Here is a 21,153-nt window from a genome sequence, read left to right on the forward strand (position 1 = left end):
GGGGCATGGAAGCAGGCATCTTCTACGTCCTCGTCGGAGCCGTCGCCGTGGCAGCGTTCGCGCGCTGGCGAGGCTGGCCTGCGCCGCTGCTGGTGACGGTGGTGGCGCTCGCGGCATCCTTCCTGCCCATCGTGCCCGACCTCGACATCGACGGGCACGTGCTGCTCAGCCTGGTGCTGCCGCCGCTGCTGTACTCCGCAGCACTCGACGTCTCGTTCGTCGGCTTCAAGCGCAGCCTCCCCCAGATCCGTCGCCTCGGCATCTGGCTCGTGCTGCTCACGGCGCTCGCGGTCGGCTTCATCGCCTGGTGGATCATGCCATCGCTGACCCTGCCGGGCGCGCTGCTGCTCGGAGCGATCGTCGCGCCGCCGGACGCCGTCTCGGCGGCGGCGATCGGACGCAAGCTCGGGCTGCCCAGACGCATCATGACCGTGCTCTCCGGCGAGAGTCTGATCAACGACGCCACCTCGCTCACGCTGTACCGGGTGTTCGCGGCGATCCTCGCCGGCGCGACGCTCACGGTCTGGGACGGCGTCTGGCAGTTCCTGCTCGCGGTCGTGATCGGCGTCGTGATCGGCCTCGTGTTCGGCATCGTGCTGCACCAGCTGCGCATGCGCATCACCGACCCCGTCGTGATCGGCACCTTCGGCCTGCTGGCGCCGTTCGGCGCATATGCGATCGCCGAGCATCTGCAGGGCTCCGGCGTGATCGCCGTCGTCGCGATGGGCCTCTACGTCGGCTACAACTCCCCGCGGACCGACTACACGACGCGTCAGCAGGAGAAGCCGCTGTGGCTCTCGGCCGACCTGCTGCTCGAGAGCTTCGTGTTCGCGTACATCGGTCTGCAGTTCCCGCGGGTGCTGCGCGACCTCGGCAGCGAATCGGTCGAGCAGATCCTGCTGCTCTCGCTCGCGGTGCTGCTGGTCGTGCTGATCGTGCGTCCGCTCTACATCTATCCCACCAGCGCGTGGGCGAACTTCCAGGACCGCAAGCGGCTGCAACGCTGGGACCGCGGCATCGAGAACGGGGAGTTCGAGAAGCGGCACGGCAAGTCACGGCGGTTCGGGCAGTTCACCGCCGACGAGCTGCGCACGCACATCGTGCGCGATCAGATGGCCGGACTGCAGCTCACCTGGAGGGACAGCGCGGTGATCTCCTGGGCGGGAATGCGCGGCGTCGTCACCTTGGCGATCGCGCTCGCCGCAGCCGACCTCGCGACGCTCGACGACAAGTCCTCGCACGCGATCGTCGTCGTCGCCTTCGTGGTGACGGTCGGCACGCTGCTGCTGCAGGGGCTGACGCTGCCCATGCTGATCCGCCGCCTCGGCATCGAGGGCGACGTGGATCAGGAGCAGGACGCGAAGGCGCTCGAAGCCGTCAAGGAGAAGAGCCGCGAGGCCGGCAAGGCGTTCCTCGCGGAGAAGCGTGTGGAGTGGGAGGCGAAGTACGGCGCTGTCGATCTCGGCGTGTTCGACGCGTTCACGAAGCGGATGAGCCGCGTCGAGAAGGACACGGATGCCGCGCAGGAGGTCGAGGATGCCGTGCCGCGTCCGTCGTACGAGGACCTGGTCGCCCTGTCGAAGGGCTGGCTGCAGGTGCGTCGCGAGATCCTGCTGCAGGAGCGCGACGCCGGCGACCTCGATGAAGAGCTGATGCGCGAGCTGATCGCCGCGATGGATGCCGAGGAGCTCGCGCTCGACACCCGCGGCGCGACCCGCGAGCAGGGCCGCGCGTAACCCCGCACTCTCCCGACTGCTGCGCCGAGCGGCCCTCTTGTGTGCGAGCGGCCCCCGTAGGTGCAGCACCGAGGGGGCCGGGTCGCACGCAAGGGGGTGGCTCGGCAGGACGGGCGCACGAGCAGGAAGCGCGCCGGGAACGCGAGAGCGCCCCGCCCGGATGGGGCGAGGCGCTCATGAGGGAGCGTCAGCGGGTGCCGGCGGGCTCCGGAGCGGGTGCGGATGCCGCGGCATCCGTCTCGTCATCCGCATCGTCGTCGGCGAACGGCAGGCCCTCGCGAGGTGCGTTGTACAGCGCCTCGTCGAGGATGCCCTCGCGCTTCGCGACGATCGTCGGCACGAGCGCCTGCCCTGCGACGTTGACCGCGGTGCGGCCCATGTCGAGGATCGGGTCGATCGCGAGCAGCAGGCCGACGCCCTCGAGCGGCAGACCGAGGGTCGACAGCGTGAGCGTGAGCATCACGACCGCGCCGGTCGTGCCGGCGGTGGCGGCGGAGCCGACGACCGAGACGAGCACGATCAGCAGGTACTGCACGAAGTTCAGCTCGATGCCGAAGAACTGCGCCACGAAGATCGCGGCGATGGCCGGGTAGATCGCGGCGCAGCCGTCCATCTTGGTCGTCGCGCCGAAGGGCACGGCGAACGAGGCGTAGGAGCGGGGCACGCCGAGGTTGCGCTCGGTCACGCGCTCGGTGAGCGGCAGCGTGCCGATCGAGGAGCGGCTGACGAACGCCAGCTGCACGGCCGGCCACACCCCCGAGAAGTACTGCTTGATCGACAGGCCGTGGGTCTTCACCAGGATCGGGTAGACGACGAACAGCACGAGCGCGAGGCCGGTGTAGATCGCGATCGCGAACCAGCCGAGGGCCGCGAGCTTCTCCCAGCCGTACTTGATGACGGCGGCGCCGATCAGGCCGAAGGTACCGAGCGGCGCGATGCGGATGATCCACCACAGCACGCGCTGGATGACCTTGAGCAGCGACTCGGTGAAGGCCAGGAACGGCTCGGCCTTCTTCCCGGCCTTGAGCGCGGCGATGCCGACGGCCACCGCGACCACGATGACCTGCAGGATGTTGAAGTTCACGCTGGACGAGAACGTGCCGTCTGCGACGCCGGGGCTGGTGCTGACGCTCAGGCCGAGGAAGTTCTGCGGGATGAGACCGAGCAGGAAGTTCCACCAGGTGCCGACCGTGTACGGCTCACCGGGGGTGAGACCCTCGCCGGCTCTCGCGCCCGGCTGGATCACGAGGCCGAGCACGATGCCGATCGTGACCGCGATGAACGCGGTGATCGCGAACCACAGCAGCGTCTGGCCGGCGAGGCGAGCGGCGTTCTGGACGCGGCGCAGGTTGGAGATGCTCGCGACGATCGCGGTGAAGATCAGCGGAACGACGGCCGCACGCAGCAGCGTGACGTAGGAGCTGCCGATGGTGTCGAGTGTCGCGGACAGCCCGTTCGGGTTGTCGGCGGTGGCGCCGAGCTGGCGGCCGATGAGACCGGCGGCGATGCCGAGGACGAGGGCAGCGAGGATCTGGAAGCCGAACGAGGTCAGCAGCTTCCGGATCGGTCCGCGGGTGTCTGGCGCCTTCTGGGCGCGGACGGTGGTGCTCATGGTGGGGGACTCCAGGAAAGATCGTGGCGCGCCGAATGCACGCCAGAACGCTCAACGCTACGAGCGCCATTCCATTCCCTGGGCGGAGATGACGAAGGATGACGGATGCCGGCCGGCATCCGTCATCCTTCGGCGGGGCGCCTCGTGCTACTTGCTGAGGCACTCCTCCTGCTTGTCCTTGAGGATCTTCGTCGTCAGGGCCTTGTCGGCTTCGTCCTTCTGCTTGTCCTCGCCGTCAGCGATGTAGGCGAGTGTCTCGTTGCTCAGCTCCGAGTCGACCAGCGCATCGGCGAAGCAGCTGGCGATCGGGTCGGTGAGGACATCGCCGAGCCCTTGATCCTCGTAGACCTTCTGGATGCCGTCGGCGACCTCATCGGAAGTCGGTCGGGTCGAACCGCCGCAAGCGGCGAGCGAGAAGGCGAGTGCCGCGATCGGCAGGGCCATGAGCAGGCGGGTGGAGTTGCGGAGTTTCGGGTTCGTGAGCGTCATGGCTTCACGGTATCGGCTCACAGCCGATTGATAGCGACGGATGCATGGGGAGATATCCCCATCGAGGATCCCTGTCGTGTGCGCGCCGGCTCTGCCACGATGGCGTCATGTTCATCGTGACGACCAACGACGTGCCCGGGTACCGCATCACGCAGGTGCTCGGCGAGGTGATGGGGCTGACCGTGCGGTCGACCGACTTCGGGCAGGGCTTCACCGCAGGCTTCCGGTCGCTCGGCGGCGGCGAGATCCCGGAGTACACGCAGGTCATGTACGAGGCGCGGCAGGTGGTGATGGGGCGCATGTGGGACCAGGCGGTGCAGCGCGGCGCCAACGCGATCGTCGCGATGCGGTTCGATGCGGGATCGATCGCGAACTTCACGGAGATCTGCGCCTACGGCACAGCCGTGGTCGTCGAGCCCCTCGCCCCGGCATCCCCGCCGCCCGCCGCCTGACCAGCCTCACTGCCGCTCCGGTCGCAGTTCGCGCCGCCTGACCGCCGCCCTGGCGGCACCAAGTGCGACCGCAACAGGGCACAGGGCGTCAGCGCGCGAGCACCAGCAGGTCGCCGACCTCGCACTGCAGCGCGTCGCAGATCGCCCGCAGCGTGGAGTATCGGATCGCGCGGGCGCGGTCGTTCTTCAGCACCGACAGGTTCACGATGCTCACGCCCACCATGCTGCTCAGCTGCGTGAGCGTCATGCCGCGTTCCGCGAGCAGCTCGTCGAGACGGCAGTGGATGCCGGTGAGCTCGTCGTCGTTCTCGGCGGGGCTCACACCAGGCCCTCCGTCTCCTTCTGCAGCTTCTCGCCGATCACGAACGCCGTGCCGATGACGGCGATGATGAACGCGGCGAGGATGAAGGTGAACGGTTCGACGCTGATCACGGCATTGTCGATGCCGATGTCGGTGACGGCGGCGACCGCGGCGTTGGCGAGCATGTTGTCGAAGAACTGCACGGCGGCGAAGCCGACCAGACCGGTGATCCCGGCGGTCATCACGAGCACGGTGTTGCGGCGGCTGAACACGCGTCCGCTCAGGATGCCGCGGGCGAGCAGGATCAGGCATCCGATCACCACGACGATCGTGAGGATCTGCACCACCTGGCCGATGATCCCGGCTGCCGTCGCGATGGGCGGCAGCGTGGATGCCGTGAGCGTGGCACGATCGAGTTCGGCGGTGACGCCGTCGCCCGTCGTCAGCGGAACCCGGACCTGTGTATCCATGAACTCGACGAGCACGGGCACGTCGGTGCCGCGGGCGAGTTCGACGATGCGGAGCGTCGAGAAGACGACGAAGTACACCGCGATCGCGAGGCCGGCGATGCAGAAGCCGATGAGCGCGCTCTTGTCGCCACGGGTCAGAACACCCGGTTTCGTGGAGTTCATGATCGCTCCTTATCGATAGTCGTTGTTAGCGATAAACGTTAACATAACGAGAATCGATACGTCGGTCAAGCGGCGACCTGCGAAGACGGCCGAGCCGCCGCCGCACCGTCACGCCCACGGCGAACACGGGCATACCTGCCGTTCCCGGTGGTTACTCTCGATGTACAGGCGCGAGAAGCGTCTTCGCCCCAGTGCGAATAAGGAGTCACAGCATGTTCGAGAGATTCACGGACCGAGCCCGTCGTGTGGTCGTCCTCGCCCAAGAAGAGGCGAAGATGCTCAACCACAACTACATCGGAACCGAGCACATCCTGCTCGGTCTCATCCACGAGGGCGAGGGCGTCGCCGCCAAGGCCCTCGAAAGCCTGGGCATCTCGCTCGACGCCGTGCGCGAGCAGGTGCAGGACATCATCGGCCAGGGTCAGCAGCAGCCGACCGGCCACATCCCCTTCACGCCTCGTGCGAAGAAGGTGCTCGAGCTGAGCCTCCGCGAGGCCCTGCAGCTCGGCCACAACTACATCGGCACCGAGCACATCCTGCTCGGTCTCATCCGTGAGGGTGAGGGCGTCGCAGCGCAGGTGCTCGTCAAGCTCGGCGCCGACCTGAACAAGGTCCGCCAGCAGGTCATCCAGCTGCTCTCCGGGGCGCCAGGACGCGAGCCGGCAGCCGTCGGCGCGCAGAGCAACGACACCCCGAGTGCCCAGGGCGGCTCGCAGGTGCTCGACCAGTTCGGACGCAACCTCACGCAGGCCGCGCGCGACAACAAGCTCGACCCGGTGATCGGCCGCGAGAAGGAGATCGAGCGGGTCATGCAGATCCTGTCTCGCCGCTCCAAGAACAACCCGGTCCTGATCGGTGAGCCCGGCGTCGGCAAGACCGCCGTCGTCGAAGGCCTCGCCCAGGCGATCGTCAAGGGCGATGTGCCCGAGACGCTGAAGGACAAGCAGCTCTACTCGCTCGACCTCGGCTCGCTCATCGCCGGTTCCCGCTACCGCGGTGACTTCGAGGAGCGCCTGAAGAAGGTCACCAAGGAGATCCGCACGCGCGGCGACATCATCGTCTTCATCGACGAGATCCACACCCTCGTGGGTGCGGGTGCCGCCGAGGGCGCGATCGACGCGGCCAGCATCCTGAAGCCGCTGCTCGCCCGCGGTGAGCTGCAGACCATCGGTGCGACCACGCTCGACGAGTACCGCAAGCACTTCGAGAAGGATGCTGCGCTCGAGCGCCGCTTCCAGCCCATCCAGGTGGCCGAGCCGAGCCTGCCTCACGCGATCAACATCCTCAAGGGGCTGCGCGACCGCTACGAGGCGCACCACAAGGTGCAGATCACGGACGGCGCGATCGTCGCGGCGGCGAACCTCGCCGACCGCTACGTCTCCGACCGCTTCCTCCCGGACAAGGCCATCGACCTGATCGACGAGGCCGGCGCACGCCTGCGTCTGTCGATCCTGTCGAGCCCGCCCGAGCTGCGTGAGTTCGACGAGAAGATCGCCAAGGTCCGCGAGCAGAAGGAGCAGGCCTCCGAGGAGCAGGACTTCGAGAAGGCGGCATCGCTGCGCGACGAGGAGAAGAACCTCCTCGCCGAGCGCCTCCGCCTCGAGAAGCAGTGGCGTTCGGGTGACGTCGCGACCCGTGCGGTCGTCGACGAGGGCCTGATCGCCGAGGTGCTCGCACAGGCCACCGGCATCCCGGTGTTCAAGCTCACCGAGGAGGAGTCCAGCCGACTCGTCTTCATGGAGAAGGCCCTGCACCAGCGTGTGATCGGTCAGGAGGAGGCCATCGCGGCCCTCTCGAAGACGATCCGTCGCCAGCGCGCCGGGCTCAAGGACCCGAAGCGCCCCTCCGGCTCGTTCATCTTCGCCGGCCCGACCGGTGTCGGAAAGACCGAGCTCGCGAAGGCGCTCGCGGAGTTCCTGTTCGACGACGAAGCTGCGCTGATCTCGCTCGACATGAGCGAGTTCGGTGAGAAGCACACCGTCTCGCGTCTGTTCGGTGCCCCTCCCGGATTCGTCGGATTCGAAGAGGGTGGCCAGCTCACCGAGAAGGTGCGCCGCAAGCCGTTCAGCGTCGTGCTCTTCGACGAGATCGAGAAGGCGCACCCGGACATCTTCAACTCGCTCCTCCAGATCCTGGAAGAGGGACGTCTGACCGATGGCCAGGGTCGCGTGATCGACTTCAAGAACACCGTCATCATCATGACCACCAACCTCGGTGCTCGTGACATCGCCGGTGGTCCGGTCGGCTTCCAGATCGAGGGCAGCAACTCGACGACCTACGAGCGGATGAAGGGCAAGGTCAACGAAGAGCTCAAGCGCAACTTCAAGCCCGAGTTCCTCAACCGTGTCGACGACATCATCGTGTTCCCGCAGCTCTCCAAGAGCGAGCTGGTGCAGATCGTCGATCTGTTCACGAAGCGGCTGGGTGAGCGTCTGCTCGACCGCGACATGACGATCGAGCTGTCGCTGGCCGCCAAGGAGCGCCTCATCGAGATCGGGTTCGACCCGGCCCTCGGCGCCCGACCGCTGCGTCGCGCGATGCAGCACGAGATCGAGGACCGTCTGTCGGAGAAGATCCTGCACGGCGAGCTCAACCCCGGCGATCACGTGAAGGTCGACGAGAAGGACGGCGAGTTTCTCTTCGAGCACGGACCGCGCGGCGAGCAGGTCTCGGTCGGCGTGAACACCGGCGGAGAGATCTCGGCGACTCCCGACCTGGCCATCGCCAGCGGCGAGTGATTCGCGGCTCCTGAGCGAGCGAAGGGCAAGACCCGACTGAAGGGGCGGATGCTGCGGCATCCGCCCCTTCAGCGTTTCTCGCAGCTGCGGGTTCTAGGCTTGACGTGTGAGCGAGTACATCGTCCGACCGGCGCGCAGCGCCGACGTCATCGGCATCCGGAGTCTGCTGCAGCCGATGGTCGAGCAGCGCATCCTGCTCGGCAAGGACCTCGCGGTGCTCTACGGCTCCGTGCAGGAGTTCGTGGTCGCCGAGGCTAACGGACAGATGATCGGATGCGGCGCGCTGCACGTGATCTGGGAGGACCTCGGCGAGGTGCGCACGCTCCTGGTACGCGAGGACTGGCTGCACCACGGCGTGGGCCGCGCGATCGTCGACCGCCTGGAGGAGACCGCCGTCGGCCTCGGTCTGTCGCGGCTGTTCTGCCTGACGTTCGAGGTCGAGTTCTTCGGGCGCCGCGGCTACACGCCGATCGGTGAGCAGGTCGTCGACCCCGACGTGTACTCCCAGCTGCTGCGCAGCGGCGACGCCGGTGTCGAGGAGTTCCTCGATCTCGCACACGTCAAGCCGAACACGCTCGGCAACACCCGGATGCTCAAGCAGCTCTGACGCTGCGGGCACTCCCGGTTCGACGATCCATCGAATCGTCCATGTTCTTCGCCGTTCATGCCATGGGTGTCCTCTCCGACCGGCGATAACTTCGTTGCAGGGCTACGCGTCCTGACGTCCGCTGCAGGGTGCAGGCGTCACGCACCTGCACGGAGGTTCAACGGATGAACAGTGATCGACCCGACGTCGGATCGACCATGGCGAGAGACGAGGATCGCCGTCAGACGGCCGACCGGATCGTTCTTCCCGAGCCGCCATCGGCTCTCCGTGCCGCCTTCGATCGCGGCGAGGCGGTCGCGTGGAGCGAGCCGCTCAACATCCTCACCTACGACGCCGCCGAGCCGAGCATCCATCCGATGTACCTCGACCATCGCGTGTATCAGGGCTCGAGCGGGAAGGTGTATCCGATCCCGTTCACGGAGCAGATCGCCGACGAGGGCGTCGTGCGAGCGTGGCAGGCCGTGCACCTCGAGAACGAGTACGTACGTCTGGTCGTGCTCCCCGAGCTCGGCGGACGCATCCACATCGGCTACGACAAGACCACCGGCCACGACTTCTTCTACCGCAACAACGTCATCAAGCCGGCGCTCGTCGGCCTCGCCGGTCCCTGGATCAGCGGGGGCGTGGAGTTCAACTGGCCGCAGCACCATCGCCCAGGCACCTATCTCCCGGTCGAGACCGCGATCGAGCAGGGCGACGACGGCTCCGTCACGGTCTGGTGCCACGACCACGACCCGTTCACCAGGATGTCTGCGCAGCACGGCGTCCGTCTGCGTCCTGGCAGCTCTGTCGTCGAACTCGCCGTCCGGCTGCACAACCGCACCAGCGAGCGGCAGTCGTTCCTGTGGTGGGCGAATGTCGCGGCGCGCGTGCACGACGACTACCAGTCGTTCTTCCCGCAGGACGTGCGCTACGTCGCCGACCACGCGCGCCGCGCGCTCACCGCCTTCCCGGAAGCCGATCGTCCCTACTACGGCGTCGACTACCCGGCCCTCGCCGCCGAGCACGAGGGTGCCGACCGCATCGACTTCTACCGGAACATCCCCGTTCCGACCTCGTACATGATCGTCGACTCGCAGCAGGACTTCTTCGGCGGCTACGACCACGCCGCCGGGGCGGGATTCGTGCACTGGGCCGAGCGCCGCCTCGCCCCGGGCAAGAAGCAGTGGACGTGGGGCGATGCGCCCTTCGGGCACGCCTGGGACCACCAGCTCACCGACGGCGACGGGCCGTACGTCGAGCTCATGGCCGGCGTCTACACCGACAATCAGCCCGACTTCTCGTGGCTGCTGCCGGGGGAGACGAAGGTGTTCAGCCAGTACTGGTACCCGATCCCGGCGATCGGCGCCGCGCATCAGGCGACGACGGATGCCGCCGTGCACGTCGAGCGCGATGGCCGCGTGACCGCGCGCTTCGCCGTCACGAGCCGGCAGGATGGCGCCACTCTGCGGATCCTCGCCGACGGTGCGGTCGTCGCGACCACCACGGCCGATCTGGTCCCCGGGGTGCCGGTGACGCTCCGGACGGACGTCGAGCCGTCGGGCGCCATCGCAGTCGAGCTCGTCGATGCCGATGGCAGCATGCTGGTGCGATGGACGACGACGGATGCCGCGGATGACGAGCCCTGGGTCGCCGACGAGCCGCCGTTGCCGGAGGCGATCGACAGCGTCGAGGAGCTCTACCTCACGGGGCTCCACCTGCAGCAGAACCGTCACCCGACCCGTTCTCCGCTGCCGTACTGGCGGGCCGCGCTCGACCGCGACGCGGGCGACGCACGCACGAATCTGGCCCTTGCGGATCGGGCGTACCGGTCGGGGCGCTTCACCGCGGCGCTCGAGCATGCACAGCGGGCGATCGCGCGCCTGACGCGTCGCAATGCGAATCCGACCGATACCGAGGCGTTCTACCTCGCGGGCCTCATCCTCGCCCGCCTCGGCCGTGAGACCGAGGCGCAGCAGATGTTCGGGAAAGCGGGATGGGATGGGACGTGGGCCGCGGCATCCGGTGTCGAGCTCGTCCGGTCGCTGCTGCGCACCGCGCGACAGCGGGCGGCGCTCCGAGTGCTCGACACGCTCGACGGCATCGTCGGGCACGACACGCGCCGCATCGCCCTGCGTGCCATCCTGCTGCGGACGCGCGGGGACGGTGCGGCGAGCAGTGCGATCGCGCATGCGGCGCTCGTCGCCGACCCGCTCGATGCGACGCTTCGCGTTCTGGCGGGGCGCGACGTGGATGCCGACGCGGGACTGCTGCTCGACGTCGCCCTCGATCTGAAGCTGGCCGGTGCCGCCGACGATGCCCTTCGACTCATCGAGCGCGTCATCGCAGCACCGATTCGGCGCTCGGGGAACGTCAGACCGCTCGCCGCGTACATCGCGGCCGAGATCCACGAGGGCCGAGGCGAGCAGGAGGCCGCTGCCGGTGCGCGGTCGCGGGCGGGGGAGATGGACCTGCGGTGGGCGTTCCCTTCCGGGCTCGACGCACTGCAGGCGCTGGAGAGCGCGGTTCGGGCCGAACCGGATGATGCGGTCGCGCTGTCGCTGCTCGGCATGCTCCTCTACGCCCACGGTCGCCGACACGACGCGGCCTCCGTCTGGAACCGTGCGATCGAGAGCGGTCGGCAGGACCCGGTGCTGTTCCGCAACGCGGCGCTCGCGGCCTACAACGTCGAGCACGACGAGGACAAGGCCTGGCGGCTGTACACGCAGGCGGTCGAGGCCGCTCCGACGGACGCCCGTATCCGGTACGAGCAGGATCAGCTCGCTGCGAGGCTCGGCCACCCTGCAGCCCGGCGCCTCGCCGCACTGCGGCCGGTGGAGGACCTCGTCCTGACGCGCGACGACTTCGCGATCGCGTACGTGCGGCTCCTCGTCGCCGAGGGTGGTGCGGCTGAGGCGCACAGGATCCTCCGCACTCGTCCGTTCCACCCCTGGGAGGGCGGCGAAGGACAGGCGCTGGCCGCGTGGGATCTCACGCTCGCGGCACTCGGACTGCCGCTGGCCGATCCGCCGGCGACGCTCGGCGAGGCTCGAGCTGCGTACGTGCCGCCGGCTGCCGTGCGCGAGGACGGGGTGACCGACTACTTCGCCACCAGCCTGCCCGAGCTGCTGCTGTTCAATCAGGAGGGTGAGGACGACTGACCATGCAGGTGCCGCTCTCGGGGACGCAGTCCGTGCTGCGATCCGGAGCGTACGAGGCACGGATCGCGAGCGTGGGTGCCACCCTGCGGACGCTGCAGTGCGACGGCGCCGACCTCATCGTGCCGTTCGCGGAGAACGAGATCCGGCCGTCGATGCGCGGAGCAGTGCTCGCGCCATGGCCGAATCGTCTCGCTGACGGCGCGTACGAATTCGGCGGTCAGGTCCATGGCCTGGTGCAGAACGAGCCGGAGACCCGCACTGCGGCCCACGGGCTCGTGGCCTGGACCGATTTCGACGTGGTCTCGGCGTCGGCGGATCATGTCGTGCTCAGCGGGGTGATCGCACCGCAGCCCGGGTATCCGTGGCGGATCCGCGTCGATGCGGAGTTCCGCCTCGACGCGGGCGGCCTCGCTCAGGAGATCACCGCCACGAACGAGAGCGCGACGGCTGCGCCGATCGGGCTGGGCGGACACCCGTACCTGACGGTCGGGCCGCCACGAGAGCGCGGCATCGACGGCATGGCGCTGGAACTGGTCGCCGAGGAGATCCTGCTCGTCTCCGAGGATCGGATGCTGCCCGAGCGCGGCGTGCGGGTCTCGGATGCGGCGGCGGGTGGCCGGGACTTCCGAGCGCCGCGACGCATCGGGCGCACCGAGATCAATCACGCGTACACGCTGCTCGGACGACGGGAGGGGCTCGCACAGGCACGCCTCACCGGTGGTGACGGGGTCGGGGTGGAGGTCGAATGGGATGAACGCTGCCCGTGGGTGCAGGTCTACACGACCGATCACGGTGCCGGCCCGGACCTCCGCAGCGGGATCGCCGTCGAGCCGATGACCTGCCCGCCTGACGCATTCAACTCGAAACGCGACCTGCTCGTCGTCCCACCCGGCGGATCGGCCTCGGCGGGATGGACCATCCGGCGCATCGGCCGCTGATCGCTCAGCCCTTGTGCAGCGAGCGGTACGCGGTCGGATTGACGCCGTGCAGTCGCCGGAAGTGGCGAGAGAAGTACAGCGGATCCGCGTAGCCGACCGCAGCGGCGATCTCCCGCACCGAGAGCGAGGTGGTGTCGAGCAGGTTCCGCGCATGCGCCATCCGCAATGACGTGTGGAACGCCGCCGGTCCGCTTCCCGTGGCCTGCCGGAACAGGGCGCTCAGATGCGACGGCGACATGCCGACGAGCGCGGCGAGCTCGCCCACCTGGATGTTCCCGTCGACGCGCGCCTCGAGATAGCGCATGGCGCGTTCGAGCGCGGATCCTTCACTCGGCAGGATGCTGTCGGCCGCGATCCGCGTGAGCAGATTCCAGGCGATGCCCGACGCCATCAGCAGCTGGGGTGGTGAGAGCCTGCGCTCCAGCGAGGTGACGAGCTCGTCGAACAGGGCGACGACGCGGTCCATCGAACGGAGTCGGGTCACCGGACTCTGCCGTCCCAGCGTCTGCACCGCGAGCTCGGCGGCATCCGTCCCGCGCACGTGCATCCACCAGATGGTCCAGGGATCGTCCTCCGAGGCTTCATAGGAGTGCGGCGCGCCCGCACTGATCGCGATCGAGCTGGATGCCGTCAGGGGATACGCCTCTCCGGCGATCGTCACGGTGCCGCGTCCACCCACGCAGAGCAGGATGACGGTCTCGGCGCAGCCGCGCGGGCGGATACGGCGGTGGCCACGAGCCGCCGGGAAGTACCCCGCGTCGGTGACGAGCAGGCGCCGAGTGCCTGCGGCACCCAGCGCGGCATCCACCTGCGGTCGGGGCAGGACGCACAGTCGCTGGTGGTCGAACCCCTCCATGCGATAGTGGGGTTCGAACGGGATCGGCGTCTCGTCCATGATGCCTCTCAGGAGGGTGGCGGCCGGGAATGCTCCGGTGGCAGGGTGGTCGTGCCAGGCTAGCCGCTGACTCGTCGCGACGGTCGACAGGACGGCCCGCCGGCGTGGTCGAGGTCCCGGAGAAAAGTCCATATGTTCCGTGAGATCGTCCTCAAGCGACGCGACGCGATCGATGTACGTTCGATCTGTTCCACACAGCATCCGGTCACGACGACCGGTCATCGCACGAAGACGAAGGAGTCTCAATGTTCGCCACACGCAGCCGCCTCTGGGCGCGAACTGCTGCGGGCGGGGTCGCCGTTCTGGCACTGGCCGCGCTCACCGCCTGCTCGTCCGGGATGGAGACCGCCGAGCCGGCCGCCGGCGGAGGCGGAACCTCCGACGGTCCGCTCACCATCGCCCTGATCCAGAAGCAGGGCGACCAGCAGTACTTCATCGACGAGGCGGACGGCGCGAAGGAAGCCGCGAAGGCGGACGGAGACGTGACGATCAACGTCGTCGATGTCAGCACCGACTCGAACAAAGCGATCTCCGAGGTCGAGGCTGCGATCGCGCAGGGCGTCGACGCCATCATCATCGTCGTGCCGGACACCCAGATCGGTCCGCAGGTGATCCAGCTCGCAACCGACGCCGGCATCCCGATCATGGCCGCCGACGACCCGATCGTCGACGCGAAGGGCGCCGCCGCGGCCTTCACCGGCTTCGACGGCACCTCGATGGGCGAGAAGGTCGGCGCAGACGCCGCCCGTCTCTACCAGGAGGCCGGCTGGGCCGCCGCTGACACACGCATCCTCTCGGCGTACAAGCAGGATCAGCCGAACTGCGTCGAGCGGGTCGACGGCGCCGTGGCCGCGTTCGCCGAGGCCGTCCCGGACGGTCCCGAGGTCATCGAGGTCGGCACCGACAACTCGGCCACGGACGCGCAGGACAAGGCAGGAGCCATCATCACGGCCAACGCCGGCGTCAAGCACTGGGTGGTCTGGGGCTGCAACGACGAGAACGAGACGGGCGTCGTGACCGCGCTGCAGAACTCCGGCGTCGCCCCGGCTGACATCGTCGGCGTCGGCCTCGGCGCGTACCTCACCTGCAAGGACTGGAACGCCGGGCAGGAGACGGGCAACAAGTCGGCCCTCTTCATCTCCGGTGTCGAGGTCGGCAAGGCCGCAGTCACCTCCATGATCGACCTGCTCCGAAACGGCACCGAACTGCCGCCGAAGACGGTCGCGAACACCGAGATCGTCGACGCGTCCAACTGGGAGGCGAAGGGCGTCGTCTGCACCTGACGCTGTTCCGAGGCGGCCGCGCGAGCGGCCGCCTCACCCGTCTGCGACCGCATCACGAGAAGAGGAAAGCATGACTGAGCACGCTGCCGCGCTGCGGGCGAACGCGATCACCAAGTCGTTCGGTCCGGTCCACGCCCTGCGTGGCGTGGAGCTCGAGCTCCACGCCGGCGAGGTCACCGCCCTGATGGGGGAGAACGGGGCCGGGAAGTCGACCCTCTTGAAGATCCTGGGCGGCGACTACCAGCCGGACGGCGGCGAACTGCAGCTGGCGGGGGAGACGATGCAGTTCGCCGGCCCCGCGGACGCCCGGGACGCCGGACTGCGGATCATCGCCCAGGAACCGGAGATCGTGCCCTGGGTCTCGGTCGCCGAGAACATCTACATCGGTGCGCTCGGCACGCTCGGGTTCCGTCGCACCCAGCTCGAGCGCACAGCGACGGAGGAGCTGCGTCGCTGGGGTTTCGATCGAGTCATCGACGCCAGGACGCTCGGGGCCGACCTCTCGCCGGCGCAACGGCAGATCGTCGAGATCATGCGGGCAGTGATCGCGCAGCCGAAGGTCATCTGCTTCGACGAGCCGACGTCCTCGCTCGGCGACGAGGAGGTCGCGCTGCTGTTCGCGCTGATCCGGCGGCTGAAGGACGACGGCGTCGCGATCGGCTACGTCTCGCACCGGATGGGCGAGATCTTCCAGCTCGCCGACCGCATCACCGTGCTGCGCGACGGTGCGTATGTGGGCACCAAAGCCGTCGGAGAGACAGACCACGACGAACTCGTCCGCATGATGGTCGGGCGTGACCTCACCCAGTTCTTCCATCGTGAGCCGGCGGCACTCGGCGACGTGGTGCTCGAGCTCGAGCACGTGTCCAACGACATCGTGCACGACATCTCGTTGACGGTCCGCGCCGGTGAGGTGGTCGGCGTCGCCGGGCTCGTCGGTGCGGGGCGGAGCGAGCTCATGAAGACGATCGCCGGGGATCTGCTGGTCGCCGACGGACAGATCAGGATGCACGGAGCCGTGCGCCGGTTCCGCAGCCCCCAGGACAGCATCCGGGCCGGAATCGGCTTCGCTCCGGAGGAACGGAAGGCCGAGGCGCTGCTCCTCGACCGCAGCGTCCGCGACAACACCGCCCTCGCCGTGCTGAAGTCGCTCTCGCGATGGATCTTCGTGAAGGATGCCGCAGAATCGGCGCTCGCGAAGAACTACATCGATTCCCTCCGCATCCGGACCCCGAGTCCGGAACAGCTGGTGGGGCGTCTCTCCGGAGGCAACCAGCAGAAGGTGGTGCTCGCCAGATGGCTCGCCACCAATCCGAGGCTGCTCCTGCTCGACGAGCCCACTCGAGGCATCGACGTCGGAGCGAAGGCGGAGATCTACGCGATCATCGATCGCCTGGCGCACGAGGGGGTCGCGGTCATCGTGGTCTCCAGTGAGCTCCCAGAGGTGCTCGGCATCTCGGATCGCATCTATGTCATGGCCCACGGGCGAATCACGGGAGAGCTCCCGCGCGCCGAGGCAACCGAAGAGAGCATTCTCGCGCTCGCGATGGACGAGGAGGTCGCCGCATGAGCGACGACGCACTGAAGGACGGCGCTGTCAAGACGGCGACCACGACCATGACCGCCCCGGCACCGACTGCGGCAGGCTCATCAGCGGTGAAGAGATTCATCACCGGTGTGGGCGCGCAGAACATCTCGCTCATCATCGCGATCGTGCTGGTCGTCGCGGTGATCGGGCTGCAGAACCCGCTGTTCTTCAGCGTCGCGAACCTCAAGGTGATCGGCACCGCGATCTCGATCATGGGACTGCTGGCGGTGGTGCAGACGATCGTGATCATCCTCGGCGCCCTCGACATCTCGGTCGGGTCCATCGCCGGTCTCACCTCGGTGACCTCGGCGATGCTGTTCACGGCAGCCGGACCGGCTGTCGGCGTCGTCGGAGCGATCGGCATCGGCATCCTGTGCGGTCTCGTCAACGGCTGCATCATCGTCTTCGGCCGTGTGAATCCGGTCATCGCCACGCTGGCCACGCTCGCCGCGTTCAAGGGCATCGCGCAGCTGATCTCGGATGGACGCGCGCAGGGCTATACGGGCGCCGACCCGTTCTTCGTCTTCCTCGCCAGGGGAGGCGTCGCCGGCATCCCGACGCTCATCCTGGTGCTGCTCGTCGTCGCGCTGCTCGCGCACATCGTGCTGCGGTACACCTCGTGGGGCCGGAACATCTACGCGGTCGGCGGGAACAACATCGCCTCGCGGCTCGCCGGCATCAACATCAACCGCTACATCATCGGTGTCTACATGGTCACCGGAGCGATCGCAGCCATCGCCGGGATCCTGATCACCGCCAGGACGGGGTCAGGTCAGCCGATCTCCGGGTCCGAGGGCTTGGAGCTGCAGGCGATCACGGCTGCGGCCCTCGGTGGTGCGGCCCTGAAAGGCGGCAAGGGAACGATCTCCGGAACGATCCTCGCCGTGATCCTGCTCGGCGTGCTCACCAACGGCATGACGATCCTGGGCGTCAACTCGTTCTGGCAGAACGTCGCCCAGGGAGCCCTGCTGGTGATCGCGGTCGTGATCCAGCAGCTCCGCTCTGGCGAACGTCGGATCGGAATTCCGGGCTGACCTCCTGTCGCACGGCCGATCGCGTGATCGATCGCCTAGCCTGGTGATATGCCTCGCCACTCCGCCGCCGTCTACCGTCGGCGTCGGGTGGTCCTGCTCGGCGGCCTGATCCTGCTGGTCGCAGCGATCGGCGTCGGCGTCTGGCTGCTGGTGGCCCAGCCGTGGGCGCATGCTGCCGGCCCCGCACCGACCTCGTCGGCATCGCCCAACCCGACCGCGGGTGAGACGCCGACGTCTGATCCCGTCACCGATCCCGCATCGCCTGCCCCGACGACCGACGTGTCGGAGTCCGAGACTCCGGCGGTCGTCGCCTGCGAGGCCAAGGACATCGTGGTCGCCGCCGTCACCGACGCCGACTCCTACCAGGCCGGCGTGCTCCCGAAGATCTCGATCTCGCTCACCAACACCGGACCGACGGACTGCACGATGGACGTGGGGTCGACCACACAGGCATTCACGGTGATGAGCGGCTCCGACGTGTGGTGGCGCTCGACCGACTGCCAGGAGAACCCGAGCAGCATGATCGCGACGCTCCCCGCCGGCACCACCGTGACCAGCAAGGATCCGGTGACCTGGGATCGCACGCGCTCGAGCGTCGAGACGTGCGGGCAGGAGAACCGGCAGCGAGCCCCCGGCGGCGGTGCGTCGTACCACGTCGAGGTCTCGATCGGCGGGTTCACCAGCGCGAGCACCAAGCAGATCCTGCTCAACTGACCGACGTTTCTCTCGCAGATCGAAGCAATTCTGCGGTGACGCCTACGAATATCGACGTGATTGCCGATTTCCTCTTCGGATGGTTCTGATTTCCCTGGTATTCACCAGCCGAGGCTGACAGTTCGTGTTCTTTGGGATACCATTGAGTGACTCTCGGGAATATGCGGCCCATGCCATCCCCAGTGGCGTCGAATTACAGCGTCCCCAGCGCTTCGACACTTGCCGTTCGAGAGTCCGAGGGCCCTCTCGAGTACCCCAGTCCCCAATGTGGGACTCGAGAGGGCCCCTATCGTTTCCGCCTCCCGGCTGCCGGGCATGCATCGTCTGCCTAAGCTGGATGCATGGCAGCGAAGAAGGCGAAGTCCTCCAAGAAGAAGCCCGCCCCCGAGGAGTTCCGCTCCGAGGCGCTCGCGCTGGCGCTCGAGAAGCAGGACATCGCCGCCGTCGCCCTCGCGTTGCGCAACGGCATCACGGTCGTGCCGCTCATCGCGCCGGGTGTGCGGGACAACCCCTTGGACAGCGGTGAGGTCTGGACCTACCGCGACCGCGGGACCGGCGAGCTCGCGCTGCTGCTCTTCAGCGATGCGAAGAACAAGCCGGACAACCTGCCTCCCGGCGTCGGCATCTACTCGGCTGCGTGGCTGCGGAAGTTCCTCGCCACGCACCCGATCACCACGGTGTTCCTCGACATCGCGGGGCCGCACCCGATGCAGGCCGATCCGGCGGAGCTGCTCAAGGCGCTCGACGCGTAGCCCTTCGACGGGGTCAGGGACCCGGGGCTCAGAACGGCGGGATGTCGCCCTCTGGCCGGCGCGACGTGTTGCGCACCTTGACGTCTTCGAGCGCGGCCCGGAGGGTCTTGGAACGGTCGTCGACCACCTGCACGTATCCGAGCCGCGCTGCCTCGGACCGGCGCTGCGCCGACTGCGTCACCGGCCGGATCTCGCCGGCGAGGCTGAGCTCGCCGACCACGGCGACCGTCCGCGGTATCGACGTGTTCTTGATCGACCCGGCGATCGCGATCGCGATCGCGAGGTCGGCCGCCGGTTCGGTGAAGCGCACCCCGCCGACGGTCGACACATACACGTCGAGCTCGCTCGTCGGGATGTTCGCGCGCTTCTCGAGGATCGCGAGCACCATGGCCACGCGAGAGAAGTCGACGCCGTTCACGATCCGTCGCGGGTTGGGGGCCTTGCTCGGCACGGTCAGCGCCTGCACCTCGACCGGCAGCGCCCGGCGTCCCTCGAGTGAGATCGCGACGCACGTGCCGGGTTCGGTCGCGCCCTGGGAGAGGAAGAGGCCGGAAGGGTCTGGCACCTCGGCGATGCCGTCGCCGGTCATCTCGAAGCAGCCGACCTCATCGGTAGGGCCGTAGCGGTTCTTCAGCGCGCGGATGAAGCGCAGCGACGTCTGGCGGTCGCCCTCAAAGTGGCACACCACGTCGACGAGGTGCTCGAGCACTCGAGGACCTGCGACCTGGCCGTCTTTCGTGACGTGGCCGACGATGATGACGGGCAGCCCGCGTTCCTTCGCCACCCGGATCAGTGCCGACGCGACTTCGCGCACCTGGCTCGGCTGTCCGGCGGCGCCGTCGATCAACGACGACGACACCGTCTGCACCGAGTCGACGATCACGAGCTGCGGCTGCACCTCGTCGATGTGCCCGAGGATCGTCGCCAGATCGGTCTCGCTCGCGAGATACAGCTCGTCGTGCAGGGCCCCGGTGCGCTCGCCTCGCAGCCGCACCTGCGCCTGCGACTCCTCGGCGCTCGCGTAGAGCACGCGTCGACCAGCGCGTGCGGCCTGCGCAGCGACCTCGAGCAGCAGCGTGGACTTGCCGACACCTGGCTCACCGCTCAGCAGGATCGCAGCGCCGGGCACGATGCCGCCGCCCAGCACGCGGTCGAACTCGCCGACGCCGCTCGTGCGACGGGGCGCATCGAGCGTGGTGATCTGGGTGATCGGGCGTGCCGCGCGATCGGCGGTGGGGGGCATGGCGGTCACGCGCTGCAGGATGCCCGTCTTCACGGCCTGCTCCTGCACGGTTCCCCATTGCTGGCACTCGGCGCAGCGCCCGACCCACTTCGCGGTCGTCCACCCGCATTCCGTGCAGACGTACGCCGGGGGAGCGGGTTTTCGGGTGGCCATGCAGCAAGGCTATCGCCGGCATCCGACATCCCTATCGGGGGCAGCATTATTCACGGCCCGACCGCTCGATGTGCGCGGAGCCCTGGGCCATGATGGAGTCATGGCCAATGCCGGGCCCGTCTGCGGGCCGATCTCGACCTTCTCGCGGGTGCAGCTTCTGCACCTGCTCTTCGAGGCGAGCGCTGCGCATGACCGTCCTGAGCGCACGATCGGCGAACTCTGCGAGGCCACCGGTCTGCACCCCAACACGGTGCGCGAGCACCTGCAGCGGCTGATCGAGGGCGGCTACGTCATCCAGGCGACCGAGCACCGCACCACTCGCGGACGCCCCCGCACCCTCTACAGCGCGGCGACCGGTGCCGCACACGCCTCCAGCCCCATCGCCCGCGACAAGGTCTCGGCGGCAGCGCGCCGCGGCGACCTGCTCCGCCGGGTGCTCCCTGCTTCGGCATCCGCTCTGGGTCGCGACGCGACCTATCAGCTGGACGCCCTGATCGAACACTTGGAGGAGAGCGGCTTCGAGCCCGTCGTCGATGACGAGCAGCTCACTGTCGACCTCAGCCCCTGCCCGCACGCCGCGGGCCGCGCCGAAGACCGTCCGATGCTGTGCACCGTGCACCTCGGCCTCATGCAGGGGGTGCTCACCGAAGCCGGTGGGCCGCTCGCTGCCGAGGCAGTCCGCACCTCCGCCCGCCCGGCGGATTGCACCGTGCAGCTGCGACTGACGGAGATGACCGCCGCCTAGGCGAGCATCTGACTTATTCACGGCCGGCAGCGCCACGAGCGCGGCTGGCCCGTCGTTAGCGTGGCACCAGACGCCGGTCAGTGCACGGCACAGAAAGAGGA

The 21,153-nt window shown here is 68.2% G+C and carries 18 protein-coding genes; 12 read left to right on the forward strand and 6 right to left on the reverse strand.

The annotated features are described in order from the left end of the window. Window positions 1-5 precede the first annotated feature (5 nt). On the forward strand, window positions 6-1,736 hold the full coding sequence (locus V7Z82_RS13760) for a sodium:proton antiporter (protein ID WP_334152102.1): 1,731 nt from the start codon (window positions 6-8) through the stop codon (window positions 1,734-1,736). 187 nt (window positions 1,737-1,923) lie between these two features. On the opposite strand, the gene V7Z82_RS13765 is transcribed toward V7Z82_RS13760, so the two are convergent. Together V7Z82_RS13765 and V7Z82_RS13770 are read right to left on the reverse strand one after the other, a co-directional pair. Further along, entirely contained in the window at window positions 1,924-3,348 is a 1,425-nt protein-coding gene (locus V7Z82_RS13765; RefSeq protein WP_334152103.1) for a dicarboxylate/amino acid:cation symporter, read from the reverse strand. Window positions 3,349-3,495: 147 nt separating this feature from the next. Beyond that, complete coding sequence (locus tag V7Z82_RS13770) at window positions 3,496-3,837, reverse strand: hypothetical protein (protein WP_334152104.1); 342 nt, start codon at window positions 3,835-3,837, stop codon at window positions 3,496-3,498. Between the two features lie 107 nt (window positions 3,838-3,944). Between V7Z82_RS13770 and V7Z82_RS13775 the strand changes: the two genes are divergently transcribed. Beyond that, the gene (locus tag V7Z82_RS13775; protein WP_334152105.1) at window positions 3,945-4,289 is read left to right on the forward strand and encodes a YbjQ family protein; all 345 of its coding nucleotides are present in this window, start codon (window positions 3,945-3,947) and stop codon (window positions 4,287-4,289) included. Window positions 4,290-4,377: 88 nt separating this feature from the next. Here the strand turns inward: V7Z82_RS13775 and V7Z82_RS13780 are convergent, their stop codons facing one another. Both V7Z82_RS13780 and V7Z82_RS13785 read right to left on the reverse strand, forming a co-directional pair. Next, window positions 4,378-4,611 carry a helix-turn-helix domain-containing protein gene (locus V7Z82_RS13780; RefSeq protein ID WP_334152106.1) on the reverse strand — a complete coding sequence of 78 codons (234 nt, stop codon included), beginning with the start codon at window positions 4,609-4,611 and terminating at the stop codon, window positions 4,378-4,380. Continuing rightward, window positions 4,608-5,222, reverse strand: coding sequence for a hypothetical protein (locus tag V7Z82_RS13785; protein ID WP_334152107.1), 615 nt, complete (start codon window positions 5,220-5,222; stop codon window positions 4,608-4,610). The genes V7Z82_RS13780 and V7Z82_RS13785 overlap by 4 nt, the downstream gene beginning before the upstream one ends. 212 nt (window positions 5,223-5,434) lie before the next feature. Between V7Z82_RS13785 and V7Z82_RS13790 the strand changes: the two genes are divergently transcribed. The 4 genes from V7Z82_RS13790 (at window position 5,435) to V7Z82_RS13805 (ending at window position 12,645) form a co-directional block, all read left to right on the forward strand. After that, window positions 5,435-7,960: an ATP-dependent Clp protease ATP-binding subunit gene (locus V7Z82_RS13790; protein ID WP_334152108.1), complete on the forward strand. Its 2,526-nt coding sequence runs from the start codon at window positions 5,435-5,437 to the stop codon at window positions 7,958-7,960. Between the two features lie 106 nt (window positions 7,961-8,066). Further along, a complete protein-coding gene (locus V7Z82_RS13795) occupies window positions 8,067-8,567 on the forward strand; it encodes an amino-acid N-acetyltransferase (RefSeq protein WP_334152109.1) in 501 nt (166 codons plus the stop codon). Between the two features lie 164 nt (window positions 8,568-8,731). Continuing rightward, complete coding sequence (locus V7Z82_RS13800) at window positions 8,732-11,707, forward strand: DUF5107 domain-containing protein (protein WP_334152110.1); 2,976 nt, start codon at window positions 8,732-8,734, stop codon at window positions 11,705-11,707. Between the two features lie 2 nt (window positions 11,708-11,709). Further along, window positions 11,710-12,645, forward strand: coding sequence for an aldose 1-epimerase family protein (locus tag V7Z82_RS13805; RefSeq protein ID WP_334152111.1), 936 nt, complete (start codon window positions 11,710-11,712; stop codon window positions 12,643-12,645). Between the two features lie 4 nt (window positions 12,646-12,649). Here V7Z82_RS13805 and V7Z82_RS13810 read toward each other — a convergent pair whose 3' ends face one another. Next, window positions 12,650-13,540 (reverse strand): AraC family transcriptional regulator, encoded by an 891-nt coding sequence (locus V7Z82_RS13810; RefSeq protein ID WP_334152112.1) that lies wholly within the window; start codon window positions 13,538-13,540, stop codon window positions 12,650-12,652. A 245-nt stretch (window positions 13,541-13,785) separates the two neighbouring features. Between V7Z82_RS13810 and V7Z82_RS13815 the strand changes: the two genes are divergently transcribed. The 5 genes from V7Z82_RS13815 (at window position 13,786) to V7Z82_RS13835 (ending at window position 18,911) form a co-directional block, all read left to right on the forward strand. Beyond that, a complete protein-coding gene (locus V7Z82_RS13815; protein WP_334152113.1) occupies window positions 13,786-14,823 on the forward strand; it encodes a substrate-binding domain-containing protein in 1,038 nt (345 codons plus the stop codon). A gap of 70 nt (window positions 14,824-14,893) precedes the next feature. Beyond that, on the forward strand, window positions 14,894-16,393 hold the full coding sequence (locus tag V7Z82_RS13820; RefSeq protein ID WP_334152114.1) for a sugar ABC transporter ATP-binding protein: 1,500 nt from the start codon (window positions 14,894-14,896) through the stop codon (window positions 16,391-16,393). After that, window positions 16,390-17,445 carry an ABC transporter permease gene (locus V7Z82_RS13825; RefSeq protein ID WP_334152115.1) on the forward strand — a complete coding sequence of 352 codons (1,056 nt, stop codon included), beginning with the start codon at window positions 16,390-16,392 and terminating at the stop codon, window positions 17,443-17,445. Before V7Z82_RS13820 ends, V7Z82_RS13825 begins: the two co-directional genes overlap by 4 nt. Window positions 17,446-17,493: 48 nt before the next feature. Continuing rightward, window positions 17,494-18,159 (forward strand): hypothetical protein, encoded by a 666-nt coding sequence (locus tag V7Z82_RS13830; protein WP_334152116.1) that lies wholly within the window; start codon window positions 17,494-17,496, stop codon window positions 18,157-18,159. Between the two features lie 341 nt (window positions 18,160-18,500). Continuing rightward, window positions 18,501-18,911 carry a dehydrogenase gene (locus V7Z82_RS13835; RefSeq protein WP_334152117.1) on the forward strand — a complete coding sequence of 137 codons (411 nt, stop codon included), beginning with the start codon at window positions 18,501-18,503 and terminating at the stop codon, window positions 18,909-18,911. A gap of 28 nt (window positions 18,912-18,939) precedes the next feature. Here V7Z82_RS13835 and radA read toward each other — a convergent pair whose 3' ends face one another. Beyond that, a complete protein-coding gene (radA, locus tag V7Z82_RS13840) occupies window positions 18,940-20,307 on the reverse strand; it encodes a DNA repair protein RadA (RefSeq protein ID WP_334152118.1) in 1,368 nt (455 codons plus the stop codon). Between the two features lie 100 nt (window positions 20,308-20,407). Here radA and V7Z82_RS13845 point away from each other — a divergent pair, with 100 nt between their 5' ends. After that, entirely contained in the window at window positions 20,408-21,052 is a 645-nt protein-coding gene (locus tag V7Z82_RS13845) for a helix-turn-helix transcriptional regulator (protein WP_334152119.1), read from the forward strand. Window positions 21,053-21,153: the final 101 nt, after the last annotated feature.

Source organism: Microbacterium sp. (assembly GCF_036823965.1).
Taxonomy (GTDB): Bacteria; Actinomycetota; Actinomycetes; order Actinomycetales; family Microbacteriaceae; genus Microbacterium.